This is a genomic window from Chlorobium sp., assembly GCF_049593655.1.
Lineage (GTDB): Bacteria > Bacteroidota > Chlorobiia > Chlorobiales > Chlorobiaceae > Chlorobium.
On the sequence record NZ_JBAWHG010000047.1, the window covers coordinates 1 to 14918 of the forward strand.

The 14918-nt window shown below is 52.0% G+C and carries 11 protein-coding genes; 8 read left to right on the forward strand and 3 right to left on the reverse strand.

The window, feature by feature from the left end:
* Nucleotides 1-433: 433 nt before the first annotated feature.
* From WBP50_RS07915 to WBP50_RS07925, 3 genes are read right to left on the reverse strand one after another with little or no spacing between them, the layout of a single operon-like run.
* On the reverse strand, nucleotides 434-1222 hold the full coding sequence (locus tag WBP50_RS07915; RefSeq protein ID WP_423933117.1) for a patatin-like phospholipase family protein: 789 nt from the start codon (nucleotides 1220-1222) through the stop codon (nucleotides 434-436).
* 43 nt (nucleotides 1223-1265) lie between these two features.
* On the reverse strand, nucleotides 1266-2654 hold the full coding sequence (locus WBP50_RS07920; RefSeq protein ID WP_423933119.1) for an aldehyde dehydrogenase family protein: 1389 nt from the start codon (nucleotides 2652-2654) through the stop codon (nucleotides 1266-1268).
* A 25-nt stretch (nucleotides 2655-2679) separates the two neighbouring features.
* A complete protein-coding gene (locus WBP50_RS07925; protein ID WP_423933122.1) occupies nucleotides 2680-4470 on the reverse strand; it encodes an ABC transporter ATP-binding protein in 1791 nt (596 codons plus the stop codon).
* A gap of 244 nt (nucleotides 4471-4714) precedes the next feature.
* On the opposite strand from WBP50_RS07925, the gene WBP50_RS07930 reads away from it, so the two are divergent.
* The 8 genes from WBP50_RS07930 (at nucleotide 4715) to WBP50_RS07965 (ending at nucleotide 14704) form a co-directional block, all read left to right on the forward strand.
* Nucleotides 4715-5461, forward strand: coding sequence for a TerC family protein (locus WBP50_RS07930; RefSeq protein ID WP_423933124.1), 747 nt, complete (start codon nucleotides 4715-4717; stop codon nucleotides 5459-5461).
* A 116-nt stretch (nucleotides 5462-5577) separates the two neighbouring features.
* Nucleotides 5578-7989, forward strand: a complete 2412-nt coding sequence (locus WBP50_RS07935) for an AAA family ATPase (RefSeq protein WP_423933126.1) — start codon at nucleotides 5578-5580, stop codon at nucleotides 7987-7989.
* Nucleotides 7990-7991: 2 nt separating this feature from the next.
* Nucleotides 7992-8882, forward strand: coding sequence for a universal stress protein (locus WBP50_RS07940; protein ID WP_423933128.1), 891 nt, complete (start codon nucleotides 7992-7994; stop codon nucleotides 8880-8882).
* A 301-nt stretch (nucleotides 8883-9183) separates the two neighbouring features.
* The gene (locus WBP50_RS07945; protein WP_423933131.1) at nucleotides 9184-10275 is read left to right on the forward strand and encodes a GNAT family N-acetyltransferase; all 1092 of its coding nucleotides are present in this window, start codon (nucleotides 9184-9186) and stop codon (nucleotides 10273-10275) included.
* 715 nt (nucleotides 10276-10990) lie between these two features.
* On the forward strand, nucleotides 10991-11404 hold the full coding sequence (locus tag WBP50_RS07950; RefSeq protein WP_423933134.1) for an SxtJ family membrane protein: 414 nt from the start codon (nucleotides 10991-10993) through the stop codon (nucleotides 11402-11404).
* Between the two features lie 10 nt (nucleotides 11405-11414).
* Nucleotides 11415-11564: a DUF5989 family protein gene (locus WBP50_RS07955; RefSeq protein WP_423933136.1), complete on the forward strand. Its 150-nt coding sequence runs from the start codon at nucleotides 11415-11417 to the stop codon at nucleotides 11562-11564.
* Between the two features lie 17 nt (nucleotides 11565-11581).
* The gene (locus tag WBP50_RS07960) at nucleotides 11582-13453 is read left to right on the forward strand and encodes a carbamoyltransferase family protein (protein WP_423933138.1); all 1872 of its coding nucleotides are present in this window, start codon (nucleotides 11582-11584) and stop codon (nucleotides 13451-13453) included.
* A 33-nt stretch (nucleotides 13454-13486) separates the two neighbouring features.
* Nucleotides 13487-14704, forward strand: a complete 1218-nt coding sequence (locus WBP50_RS07965) for an SGNH/GDSL hydrolase family protein (RefSeq protein WP_423933141.1) — start codon at nucleotides 13487-13489, stop codon at nucleotides 14702-14704.
* Nucleotides 14705-14918: the final 214 nt, after the last annotated feature.

The window sequence follows — 14918 nt, forward strand, 5'->3', positions numbered from 1 at the left end:
GACAACTGCCGTTTATGGAGATTTTTTCCCCGTTTGGAAAAGCAAAACCTTTTGAACCCCCGACATAGGGGGTAGCGGCAAGAACTGGTGAAGCAAGAAAAAAAAAAGGGCGAAAAGAGAAAAATCAACCCCCGAAACATCATGGTCATGCTATCCTCCACACAACAGGTAAATCAGGCGACAGCCTGCAAAAGGCTGACGGCCTCTGAAAATCGCTCAAAAGTCCTTTTTCAGAACCCTATTCTCATACCGAGCATGAAATTGTGGGAACCGATGCTGTACTCCACATCATCAACGAGTTCGGGATTGGAAGCGTAAAAATACCATTATTTCACATCAAACATCATTTTCGGAGCAACGGCGAAGCCTGTTCCGGCGCCGATCTGCCAGGCGAACACCAGCAGCCTTAATCAAATTAATCCATTGCTGGCTTTTAATCAAGCTTCCGGCCGGCATTTGCCCGATCGAGCCACACGCTGAGGGCGGAATACGCATCACGGTAGCCGATATCCATAATATCGGATACCCTGGACGTATCAACCAGACTGAATGCCGAAAGATCCGGTATAATGCACAAATCCGCCTTGCCGGTCTGTATGGCGGTGGTATTGGTAATCGTGCTGTAAAAGGCGTTAAGCAGCAGACCTACAATATTTTCAGGCTTTTTGAAGGCATGACGGCCAAGGAGATCGACACAGACGACCCTCACTCCGTCACAGGCGAGCAGCGGCGAAACAGGAACATTTTCCACAAGCACGCCATCGACCAGCAGCGCGCCGGAATAGTCCACGGGCCTGAATACGCCGGGGATGCAGCTGCTCGCCATCACCGCTGAAGCCACATCACCCTTTCTGAAAACAACCTCTTTTCCGGTTCCGATATCGGTGGCAATCATGAAGAGAGGAATCGAGGCATCCTCGATAGTTTTATGCCCGAGCAGACGGTTGACGATATCGCCGAACTTCCTGTTCGACAGCAGTCCGTACTGCGAAAGCACCGGACCTGACAGGTCCAGCCAGTCGAGCCCCAGGGCGATCTCACGGATTTCCTGCCAGCTCTTGCCGAAAGCGAAAAGCGAGGCTATGAACGCACCGATACTGGTGCCGCTGATCATGGCGATGGGAATATGCAATTCATCGAGAGCCCGGAGCACTCCTACATGGGCCGCGCCAAGCACCGCGCCGCCGCCAAGCGCAAGAGCAGTTTGTTTTTGTGCATCCATAATTGCTTCATTTGGCCAGTCAGACTGCCTGACTGAAAAAACATCAGCCGAACAGGGAAACGAGCCGTTTGAGAAAACCGAACTTCTTTCCGCCATAAGGCGGATAACGCAGTGCCGGATCCGGATATACCGACCTGAACAGAACGCTTCGCCGCAAGGAAAAGGTTTCAAATCCGGCCTTGCCGTGATAGGCGCCGAACCCGCTTTTCCCGGTTCCGCCGAATGGAAGCGTGTGTATTGCCGACTGAAAGAGCAGATCGTTGCAGCAGAATCCCCCCGAACGGGTCCGGCGGAGAACCTTTTTTCCTGTCGCCCTCCTCGATGAAAAAAGGTAGATGGCCAGCGGGTCGTCCCGTTCGGCGATGAATCCAAGCGCCTCTTCGAGCGTCCTGTAGGTCAGGACAGGAAGAAGGGGGCCGAAAATCTCGGCATCCATAATACCGGAACCGGCCGTAACCCCACGAAGGATTGTCGGAGCTATATAGCGGGAGGCTCTGTGTGTCTGTCCGCCGACAACAATGGTCCCATCCTGCAATAACCGCTCAAGCCTCGTAAAATGATGGTCATTGACGATTCTTGAATAATCCGGACTTGTCCGGGGATCAGTACCGAAAAAATCCCTGACGGCCTGCTGCATGAGCGAAAGCAGAGCATCCTCGACGTCTTCATGAACAAGCAGATAGTCCGGAGCGATACAGGTCTGGCCTGCATTGAGGAATTTAGCCCATACGATACGGCGGGCTGCCGTTTTCAAAACCGCGTCCTTTTCGACAATACAGGGATTCTTGCCCCCCAGTTCGAGCGCAACCGGCGTGATATGGCGGGCTGCGGCACGCAGAACCTGGCGCCCTCCGTTTCTGCTGCCTGTGTAAAAAATAAAGTCGAAACGCTCGGCAAGCAGTTCCTGGGCTTCTGCAATACCGCCTTCCACAACACGAACCGCCCGGCTGTCGAGATACTCCCCAAGACAACCGGCAATGAGTGCCGACGTACGGGGGGCGAGTTCCGAAGGTTTGAGCACTGCACAGTTCCCTGCCGCAAGAGCGGCAACAAGCGGAGCGAGCACAAGCTGCATCGGATAGTTCCACGCACCGATAATGAGCACCACTCCGAGCGCTTCAGGCTGGAGCGAAGCTTGCCCGAACTGGTAATGCGGCGGAACACCCCTGCCGGAAGGCCGCATCCAGGCTTTGAGATGCTTCAGGGCATATCGTATTTCACCGGCAAGAAATGAGGTTTCCGTCAGAAATGTCTCCCGGTAGGATTTGCCCAGATCCGCATGAACCGCCGCGGCAATATCCGCCTCCCGCTCCCCGAGCAGGCGCAGCAGTGCAAGCAGCTGGGCCCGGCGCCATGCGTAGGGGACGGTTCGTCCACTTTGAAAAACCTGCCGAAGCTCATCGAGCATCCGGGAAAATTGCCTCTCTGCCATTACCCTTGTCAGTAAAGGAAGTGAATCAGTTCAACTCGCATTGCAGGGCCGAAAGCATACGGTAAAATCCGTCCTCTTTTTCCAGCAATTCCCGGCTGGTACCGCTTTCGATGATCCTGCCCTCCTTTAGAACCATAATCCTGTCGATATTTCTGATGGTTGAAAGCCGGTGGGCGATAATAAAGGAGGTGCGCCCCTGCATGAGATGTTCGAGCGCCTCCTGCACCAGTTTTTCAGACTCCGAATCAAGCGAACTTGTCGCTTCATCGAGAAGCAGTATCGCCGGATCCGAAAGCACAGCCCTGGCTATGGCGATCCTCTGCCGCTGACCGCCGGAAAGCTGAATGCCCCTGTCGCCGCAGAGGGTAAGGTAACCGTCAGGAAACTTCATGATAAAATCATGAGCGTTGGCCTGCACTGCAGCCCGCATGATCTCCTCATCGGAAGCTCCCGGTTTGCCATAGGCGATATTCTCCCTGATGGAACCGCCGAACAGGAGAATATCCTGGGGCACAATCGCCATGCCCGAGCGGATTGCCTGCAGGGGATACTCTTTGATATCCTTTCCATCAATGAGGATGATGCCCTCATCGACATCATAAAACCGCTGAAGAAGAGCGAAAAGCGTAGTTTTGCCCGAACCGCTCGATCCAACAAGCGCAAGCCGCTCCCCGGCATTGACCTCAAAGGAAATGTCCCGAAGAACCGGTTCACCCCTTCGACCCGGATAACTGAACTGCACATGCTGCAGAGTGACGGCACCCTTGAGCGAAACCTCCTCATCACGACCGGACGCATGCATTCCGGAAGTGAACGGTTCGGGAACCTCCCTGAGAATCTCGTCGATACGCTCCGTCGCACCCAAAGCTTTCTGAAGCTGACTGAACAGCTCGGCAAAACTCCCCATCGCCGCACCGATAAAGGTGGTATAGAGCATGAAAGAGGTCAGGCTGCCGATGGAAAGTTCGGCGTGCTGGACCATTTTCACTCCTGTCCACAAAACCAGAACGATACCTCCGAACAGTCCGAAAATAATAAACGAAAGAAATGCGCCCCTGAAACGTGCGACCCGCAGCACATCGAGCACGTAGCGCTGTATCAGTTCGCCGTAGCGACGGGACTCGTAGGCTTCATTGCAAAAGGATTTGACCGTCTGGACACCCTGAAGGGTCTCCTCGACAACGGCATTGCCGGCGGCAAGCTCGTCCTGCGCTTTGCGTGAAAGACGCCGGATCCGTCTCCCGGTAACAATTGCAGCAAGAACAAGAAAGGGAAAGGAAGAGATCATGACAAGCGTCAGCTTCAGCGATATCATGCCGATCAGCACAACGCCTCCGGCAAGCGTGGCAATCTGGCGGACAAGCTGCGAAAGCGAAGAGTTCAGGACATCCTGAATCTGCGAAAGATCGGCGGCAATCCGGCTTGTAAGCTCTCCTGTTCTCCTGCTTGCGAAATAGGTCATGGGAAGCCTGATAAGCGTGGCATAGGTGTCCCTGCGGATAGCGGCAAGAATCCGCTCCCCTACTTCAACGAACCAGACCGACTGGAAATAGGAAAAAAAGGCCTGCAACGCGAGAACGCCTGCAAGGAAAAGCGCAATGGTATCGAGGGATCCTCGCCCACTGCCGGAATCGCCGGCCACTGCGGTATCGATCAGCCGGCCGGTAACATAAGGGAAGGCAAGCCCGAGCAGACTTGAAATCAGCATGGCCGTCAACGCCATGAAAAATTTCGCCCGGTACGGGGCAAGATAGCCTAAAAGCCTGGCAACCTGCCGGAAATGCTCCCTGTCGGCACGGGAGGCGGTTTTGCTCATAAGACAACGATATCTTGCCTGTTATAGGAGATCGGAACCACAGCTTCTCAGTAGTAATCCCTCCGGACAGCTATAAATTCAAACAGGAGACACATCAGGCATGAAAAAGCCGGTCCGGCCATGCCGTATTTGCGGGATAAAAGGAAGTGCCCGGATTTTTCATCGCCCCCCTGATTTGAGAGTAGTGCGGAGGTTCGCTACATTACTACAACTTTTTTCACCGTAACCTTTACACCGCTCTCTTATGGAATGGATAACACAACCGGAAGCGTGGATCGCTCTGGCGACATTGACTGCCCTGGAAATCGTTCTCGGAATCGACAATATCATCTTTATCTCGATCATCTCGGGACGGCTTCCCGAATCGCAGCGCAACAGGGGACGGGTTGTAGGCCTCGGCCTCGCCATGATTTCCCGTATTATCCTGCTGCTGTCGATAACCTGGGTCATGAGTCTCACGCTTTCGCTCTTCACCTTTGCCGGTCACGACATTTCCGGGCGCGATCTCATCCTCATCGGAGGAGGGCTCTTCCTGCTTGCAAAAAGCACCCATGAAATTCACCAGAGCCTTGAAGGCTCCGAATCCGAAAGAAAGCAAGGTTCAGCTGCAGGATTCGCCATCACCATGCTGCAGATAGCCATTATCGACATCGTGTTTTCTCTCGACTCGGTCATAACGGCCATTGGGCTTGCCGAAGATGTCGAGGTCATGATCATTGCCATCATGATCTCCGTCGGCATCATGATGCTTGCAGCAAAAGCCATCAGCGAATTTGTCGAACGCCACCCCACCATCAAAATGCTGGCGCTGAGTTTTCTCATTCTTGTCGGCGTCACCCTGCTTGCCGAAGGCGCCGACTACGAAATCCCCAGAGGCTACATCTATTTTGCCATGGCATTCTCCGTAACCGTTGAAATGCTCAATATCCGCCTCCGCACCAAAGTCTCGGAACCCATCCACCTGCACAAAAGCATGGACATCGAGTCGTAAGAGAGGATATGATACCGAACCCCCTGCAAGCAGAACTTTTATTGCGGGGGTTCGGTATCATATCCTTACGGGCATCAGGCCCGCCTCATCCGGTCAACCTGAAAAGAGCGATCGATATGTCCACTCCTTCTGCACTGCATCCCGACAAACTCTACAGGAAATGCGATCCCCTGGAGTTCGGCTTCACCACCACCGAAGAACTTGACGGGCCGCTTGAAATAACAGGCCAAAAGAGGGCGCTCGATGCCATAAGCTTCAGCGTAGGCATGCAGCATGACGGCTTCAACCTGTTTGCTCTCGGTCCGAACGGAGCGGGAAAGCAGACTGCAGTCATGCACTATCTTGAAAGCATGGCCCCCCTTGCGGGCATACCTGACGACTGGTGCTACGTCTACAACTTCGAAAAACCCCGCCATCCTGAAGCCCTCCGGCTTCCGCCAGGCATGGCCTGCGCGCTCTCCGGCGAGATGGAACGCCTCGTTGAAGCGCTCTTCACCGTCATACCGGCGGCATTCAGCAGCGAGGACTACCAGGCTCAGGAAAAAGTCATACGGGAAACGTTCCAGGAACAGCAGACCGCGGCCATCGAAGAACTTGAAAAACGCGCAGCGGAAAACAATATCGCCCTTATCCGGACTCCTGCCGGCTTTGCCTTCGCCCCCATAAAAAACGGCGAAGTACTCAAGCCGGACGAATTCATGCTGCTCAAGGAAGCGGAACGCGAAAAGATTGAAAAAGAGATCGCATCGCTGAAAAACGCCATGCAGTCCATCATGGCGCAGATACCGAAATGGCAGCGGGAAGCCCAGGAAAAAATCAAGGCGCTGAACCGGCTGATTGCGGGCTTTGCAGTCAAGCCGCTTTTTGCTGAACCCGGAATCAGCTACAGCAGGATTGAGCAGGTCACCGCTTATCTCGGGCGGGTTGAAAACGACATCATCGAGCATTTCGACCATTTTCTCGAAAAGGAGAGCTCCCCGCAGGAACTCCTGCCAGGCCTGTCGGCGATGAAAGGGAATTTCTTCAACCGCTACAAGGTCAACGTGCTGGTCGATAACAGCCGCTCGAAGGGAGCGCCCGTCATTATCGAAGAAAAACCCGCCAGCCAGAACCTCATCGGCGATATCGAACACCTTTCGCAGATGGGAACCCTCGTTACGGACTTTACGCTCATCAAGGCGGGAGCGCTCCACCGGGCAAACGGAGGCTATCTGCTCATCGACGCCCGCCGGCTCCTGCTCGAGCCCCTCGCATGGGAAGCGCTGAAAAAAGCCCTGCGCACCCGGCAGATCCGGATCGAATCGCTTGCCCAGCTTTACAGCCTTGTCAGCACGGTCTCGCTCGACCCCGAGCCGATCCCGCTCGACGTGAAGGTCATCCTGCTCGGAGAACGCACGCTCTACTACCTCCTCTCCAGCTATGATCCTGATTTCAGCGAGCTCTTCAAAGTTGCGGCGGACTTCGAGGACGACCTGCAGAACACTGCCGAAAGCAGGCTGGCCTATGCCCGCATCATAGCCGCCATAGCGAAAAAAGATACTCTTTGCCACTTCGAAAAAACCGCGGTCGCAAGAATTGTCGAACACGGAAGCCGCATCGCCAGCGATGCCGTAAAGCTTACCGCCCACATGCAGAGCATCGCCGACCTTGTTCATGAAGCCGACTACTACACGCGAAGAAACAACCGGCAACAGGTAACCGCCGAAGATGTGCAGATGGCCATCGACTCGAGAACCGTGCGAGCATCGAGGATACGCGAAAGAATCCGGGAAGCGACCCTGAGAAACACCATTCTCATCGATACCGCATCGGAAAAAACCGGGCAGATCAACGGACTTGCCGTTTACTCTCCGGGTGGACAGAGCTTCGGCCATCCTGGAAGGATCACCGCAAGGGTAAGCCTCGGCAAGGGTCAGGTTATCGATATCGAGCGGGAAGTCAAGACGGGGGGCCCGATTCACTCGAAAGGGGTGCTGATACTCTCAGGATTCCTTGCCGCACGCTTCGCCGTCCAGCAGCCTCTATCCCTTTCCGCTTCGCTGGTGTTCGAACAGTCCTACAGCGGCGTCGAAGGCGACAGCGCCTCCTCTGCCGAACTGTATGCCCTGCTTTCCGCACTGTCGGAAACCCCCATCCGGCAATGGTTTGCCGTAACCGGTTCGGTGAACCAGCACGGAGAGGTGCAGGCGATCGGCGGCGTAAACGAAAAGATCGAAGGTTTTTTCGACCTCTGCGCTGCCCGCGGCCTCGACGGAAAACACGGCGTGCTGATACCGGCATCCAACATCGACAATCTCATGCTCAGGGCAGATGTTGTTGCTGCTGCTGAAGCAGGTCTCTTTTCAATATGGCCGGTAAGCCATATCGACGAAGGGATTGAAATCCTTACCGGCATTCCGGCGGGCGAGCCCGATGCCGAAGGCCTCTATCCTGCGGAAAGCATCAACGGAAGAATAAGCGCAAGATTGCAGGAAATGGCGCTGAAACTGAAAAAATTCAATGAAAAACCAAACGGGAAGGCGGAGTAGGCATGCAGCATCAGGAGAACCGAAACCGGGAAACCCCTCCGAAACCGGAGCGGTATTCGATAAGGAGCATTGCTGTAGGCATTGACTGCTCTCCCCACAGTATGGCCTCACTGAAAGCCGCAGCAGAACTTGCGGCAAGAATGAACGCCGAACTGATCGGCATATTCGTGGAGGATATCAACCTTCTGCGCATTGCCGATCTCCCTTTCGGCCAGGAAATCCGCCTTCTCAGTTCCGAACCGGAAAGCATGAACACCGCAGAACTGGAAAGGCTGCTCCGAATGCAGGCGCGGCAGGCAGAAACATCGCTGCAGCGGGAGGCCGGAATCCTCAGGGTTCACCATACGTTCAATGTCCGCCGGGGCATTGTCCCAAGAGAGATGATTGCCGCCGCTCTCGGGGCCGATCTTCTCGTGCTTGGCAGAAGCGGACGCTCTCCCACCTGCCGCAAGGGGCTCGGTTCGACAGCCCGAAGCGCGATAGCCGGAAGCGCAAAAAACGTGCTGCTCATGCGGACGGGGTTCTCGGCCGAACATGAAGCCGTACTGGTGCTCTACGACGGATCGGAAGCCACGAAAACCGCCGTCGCCATCGCCTTGAACCTGATACGTCCGGGGAACATACTGCATATCCTCATGCTGCCGCAAAACGAGGGAAGCGGAAAGGAGATGGAAAAAGAGATCTCCCGCAGCATTCCTGCCGGACAACTCAGGGTGGAATACCACCTGCTGCCGCCGGTAACCGACACCAGAATCCTTGCCCGCTATATCCGTCTTGCCGATTCAGGGCTGCTGGTGCTCAGCGACCGCATGAACCTGCCCCAGGAAACCGTGTACGGTCTGATCAACGAGATCGACTATCCTGTGCTGCTGGTCAGGGCGCAGAATGCATGAATGCACGTCCGGCCGAAACCGTGCAAGTGCGACGCACCTGAAAACAGTTACGTTCGACAACAATCTTCGGGATGGATGCGCTAAAATGAAAGTGAAACGCAGTTATTTCAAAAACCGGTTTTAATGGTTATACTTCAGAGATGGCGAAAAGTGCGCTTCAGGCTCCCGCGTTGACTGTGGAACTGCAGTCTGTTCTTGCGGGCCCCTTCCCAGTATCAAGCCTGAAGCAGGAATACAATGGCCGGCAGCACTGGCAACAACCTGAGAGAAAGAAAGTTCATAATCCCTGTTATCCGATTATATGAATACGGTATGGACATTCCGGTTTCTCGGAAGCTGGGAAGATGTCGAAAATCCGGCTTTTCTCGAGCAATGGCACAACGCCTATACCTCCGCAGCGTCCGCATGCATCTTCAACCACCCGGTGCTTTCAGGAATCTGGACCGACACCTACCGCCCGAAAAACAACATCGCTCCGCTCTTCTGTATCGCGGAAAAAACAAATGGCAGAATCCTGATGCCGCTGGTCATCTGGAAAAGAAACATTAAAAACCTTTTCCAGAAAGTCATCGTACCGGTAGGCTTCGCCGATTACGATTACCACAATCCGCTTGTTACCGGCGATGTCACCCAGGAGGAGCTCGTGGCGTTCCATCAGGAACTGTACCGTCACCTCAACAAGTTCAAATTTGACGCGATCTACATCAACGGACTTTCCCTGGTTTCAGACCAGGACCTGTCCATCTGCTTGCCCGAAGAAACCTGCCGGTATATCACGATAAAGGATTTCAGGTCGGTAGACGATTATCTTGCGACACTATCCAGAAAAACCGTTCATGAACTCAGGCGCAGAAAGAAAAGGATTCTTGAACAGCACACCCTGGACTATGTTGTTTTCAGCAGGGATGATCTGAAAGAAGCCAGGGAAGAACTGGAACAACTGCTGCACCATAATGCACTGCGCTGGCCAAAAGCCTACAAGGCTCCAGGGTTCCACGAAAAACTCCTGGAACGAGGCCTCGAAGCCGGATTGCTGCACTTTTCGGTACTTAAGCTGGACAATGCATCAGCCAGCTGGAGAATGGGATTCATTGACGGTAAAACCTTCTACTCATACATACCTGCCGTAAACTACTCATACAGGCAACTCGGCCTCGGCAACATCCACCTGGTCAACTGCATCGAATGGGCCATCCAGAACAGGTTCTCCGTCTATGACTCGATGAGAGGATCGGAAACCTATAAAAACGACTGGTACAGCGAATCCTTGTCGCTGTACGAAATCAGATGCAAGAAGATGACTCCCATGAGCACCACCAGGAATGTATTCAGCGAAACGGTCAAACCTGTACTCTTGTTCTTTATCGACAACGTAATGAGTATGCTGCAATAGTCCGTTCACAGCAAAAACCGAAAACGTTTCATGCATGAACCCTGCAAAAAGACAACCATATCCTCGCGGGAATCCTTCCGGCGGGAATGGCCAATTTCCGGTCACGATTGATTTGGACTGCTTTCAGGCGCGCATTTCCAGTATCTCGTACCTCCGGACACAAAAGGCTGAGCGTTCAACCGGCAAAAGCAGGCAGGCAAAACTCACAAGCTTCACGGATGCTGTAGCAGAATCGAACCGGAAACACGCTACGTCGTTCGCATAGTGGCAGGTCAAGGGAAGCATATCCGCTGCTGACATTTCGTGCCGGACATGATCATGACGGCTTTGAAAAAATCTGCAGAGTAAGCCGGCGGGCCTATCCTCTTTTTCCGATCAGAAAAAACGAGAGCCGCCCTGTATCAAAATGGATCGGTCAACACAGCAAAAACGTCTCAAAACAAGACTGGCCGGCATAATGGATCAATAAACGAGAACGCCATCCAAAAAAACGTATTTCCTTTGTATAAGTCAAAATAAAGCCTTGTTGTCTTCGCTTTCAAAGAGTAAAAAAAAACTCCTTTTTGATTTGGTACAATAGTTGCTGATTCAGGATCACACCCAATACCCTTATCCACAGGAAATAACGGAGCCCCAAATAAACTGAATGCTTGTATAACGTAACCGATGCAAGAACAGGCATGGTAGTTTTCACTTTGAGCGCCAGCAAAAAACTATGACAGAACTCTCGAATACAAAGCCGTCGTTTTTTTCGACATCAATCGGCAAGGAGCAATCAAAGGATACCGGCCTGGCAATGATTCTCATCCTGCTGCTCATTGGAATCAATTCCGGCAATTTGATTTACTTCAAGCTGTCAGTCGGGGTTCTTCTTGTTGTCATGACCGTCCCAGGTATTTTTCGTCCACTTGCGGTGATCTGGTTCGGCATTTCCCATCTGCTGGGGACCGTGATGTCCCAGATATTACTTTCGCTCGTTTTCATTCTTTTTGTCGTACCCGTTGCCTTTCTGAGAAAACTTGCCGGCAAGGACAGCCTCAGGCTGAAAGAGTTCAAGAAAGGCAACAGCTCCGTTCTGGTTGTAAGGAACCATCGGTTTCAACCCGGAGATTTCGAAAAACCTTATTAATTAAGCGAACATGGATTTCCTTAAAGATCTTTTTTCATTTATCGTCGAACGAAAAAAATTCTGGCTCGTGCCGCTTATTGTGGTACTGCTTCTTTTCGGCGTTCTGATTGTTCTTACGAGCGGCACAGCTATCGCGCCATTCATCTATACACTGTTTTAACCGGTTGCGATACATTTATGTCGGATGCGATTCTCGGAATATCGGCCTATTATCACGACAGCGCAGCCGCTGTTGTTGTTGACGGCGAAATCATCGCCGCGGCTCACGAAGAACGGTTTACCCGCAAGAAGCACGATCCCGGATTTCCGCTGCATGCCGCCCGTTATGCGATGGACGAAGCTGGTCTCGTTTTTGAAAACCTGAAAGCCGTTGCCTTTTACGACAAGCCATACATCAAGTTCGAACGGCTGCTTGAAACCTATCATGCTTTTGCCCCGAATGGTCTGGTCAGTTTCAAATCAGCTATTCCGGTCTGGATCAAGGAAAAGCTGTTCATGAAAAACATGCTCGAGGAAGAGCTTGAAAAACTTGGGAAAAAGAAAGGAATGCCCAGGGTTCCGTTACTGTTTCCCGAACACCACCTTTCACACGCAGCAAGCGCTTTTTATCCGTCACCATTCGAGAATGCGGCAATCCTTACGCTCGACGGTGTTGGCGAATGGGCGACTTCGGTTATCGGTCACGGAAAGGGCAAAGATATCGAGATCCTCAGGGAATTGCATTTCCCGCATTCCGTCGGTCTGCTGTATTCGGCATTCACCTATTACTGCGGCTTCAAGGTGAACAGCGGTGAATATAAACTCATGGGGCTGGCGCCTTACGGAAACCCGGAATCTCCGGAGACGCATGAATTCAAAAAAATCATTCTCGAAAAACTGATCGATATCCGCACGGACGGTTCAGTGATACTGAACATGGAGTATTTCAACTACGCGACCGGCCTTACCATGACGAACAACCGTAAATGGGAAAAGCTGTTCGGAATACCTCCCCGATCCGAAGAAAGTCTCCTGACCCAGCCCTACATGAATATGGCGCTTGCCATACAGCAGATCACCGAAGAGGTGATGATCAGGCTTGCCCGCACAGCCAGGGAGCTTACCGGCAGCAGGAATCTTGTCATGGCCGGCGGTGTCGCGCTCAACAGCGTGGCGAACGGAAAGCTTCTTGCCGAAGGAATCTTTGACGACATCTGGATTCAGCCGGCATCAGGTGATGCCGGTGGCGCCGTTGGAGCTGCACTTGCAGCATGGCATATCTGGGGTGGCAACGAGCGCAAACCTGAAACAAGGCCGGATGCCATGAAAGGGTCATACCTTGGACCGGAATTTTCAGGCATCGAAATAGAAAGAACGGCTCGCAAATACAATGCCCCGTTTACCTTTTTCGAGCAATTCGACGAATTATCGAAAAAAACAGCCGAACTGATCGCTGAAGGAAAGGTCATCGGCTGGTTTCAGGGCAGAATGGAATACGGCCCACGGGCTCTTGGAAACCGCTCGATCCTCGGTGATGCGCGAAATCCCGAGATGCAGAAAAAAATGAACCTTAAAATCAAGTTCCGAGAAGGGTTCCGGCCATTCGCCCCGTCAGTGAACGAAGAAGAGATCGATCAATACTTTGAACTTGACCGGACATCGCCCTACATGCTGCTCGTCGTGCCGGTCGTCAACAACCGGCGGATTCCTCTCCCCGAAGGTTACCACAATCAAAACCTGTCAGAACGCCTCTATTTTCTCCGCTCCGACATGCCGGCGATTACCCATGTCGATTACTCTGCCCGTCTGCAAAGCGTGAGCAGCAACACAAATCCCCGATACTGGCAACTCATTGACGATTTCAAAAAACTCACAGGCTATGCAGTAATCGTCAACACCAGTTTCAACGTACGGGGAGAACCTATCGTCTGCACTCCTGACGACGCATTCCGCTGCTTCATGCGCACGGAGATCGATTATCTTGTAATGGGTAATTACCTGTTCGACAAACGTCACCAAAAAGAGCTGAAAAACGATACAGACTGGAAAGAGGAATTCAAACTCGACTGAAGAAATCCAGTCGATAAAACCGATCATAGTTTTATGACAGAACAAAAAAAGTCTTTCTGGACCCCCTTCAACGTCATTGCTGTCACACTGTTTGTTTCTTTTTGCCTGTACCTGTATGCCGGCTTTTTCTATCCTGACCGTTCAAGCTTCCCTCTTCTTGTAAGTGCCTACAAATTAAGAGTCGCCATTCTGCTTTTTTTCCCGGCGGGAGCTGTAGGATTGATTTTTCTTTACCGGGCAGCCTATCTTAAGCAGATCAAGACTTCATCAGCTTTACTGGTGCTGCTGCTGTTTTTTTTCATATCCCTTCTGGCATTCACTGTCAACGATTTTCGTTATAACCGTTCACACAAAAAGCAGACAGAAGAATTTCATACGTTTCTGCAGCTTAAGCCCAAAGATATTACCGGTGTAGATACAACAAAATACAACATCTTCTGCCTCGGAGGCTCCACAACCGAATTCAAGGATGAGACGGGACGCGACTGGCCTTCCCTTGTTGAAAAAAAACTCGACAGGCAGTACGGTTATAAGCAGGTAAGGCTTTTCAACTGCGGAAAACAGTGGTATTCAACCCTGCACATCCTTATTCACTACAACCAGAACGTACGACCATACAAGCCGGATGCCATTATCGTAATGGAAAACATCAATGATCTCCTGCATAACGCTGATATGTCCCGAATGAGCAACGGCAGTTTCAGGAGTGACTATGGCCACTTTTTAGGCCCGATCATGCGGACGGTAAAAATGGGCAGCTATTCAGCGATGCTCCAGGAATCGCTTGCCTCCATATGGTACCAGAAAAAACCTGCGGAAATTGAAATGAAAACATTCCCCGGGCTGGCATCGTTCGAAAGAAACCTGAGAACCATCATAACCCTGGCAAAACATGACGGAACGAAAGTTATCCTCATGACCCAACCGAATATCTGCAAGGAAAAAATGAGCAGCGAAGAGCTTGCGATGCTTAATATGCTGAACGTTGAAACTTCCGGTTCAGGTAGAAAATGGTCCTATAAAACCGCGTTTACCGGGCTTAATGCATACAATGATATGATCCGCAAGGTAGCTGCCGATGAACAGGTCATCCTTGTCGATCTCGAAAAAGCCATACCTAAAACAACTGCCTATTTTTACGACGATGTCCATTACAAAACGAGTGCATATGACCTGATCGCCGAATATCTGTCTCGGATGATCAGGTCATATGCACCGGCTTTGGATTTCTCCAGAAAACCTGTTCCCTGAGCGACTTGATGCCCATGGAATTCATTATGCAGCTCTTCAGTTAACGGGTTATACGGATGACCCGCTTAAATTTACTTTTCTTATCTGCTTGGACAGAACCACTTCACCCCCGACTTTATGTCAAGGCAAGCTAAACATCATCAAACCTGCGGAATAGGATATGCTTATCGCTTGGAAAGTAACTGCATCAGATATAGTCCATACTGGCTTTTCA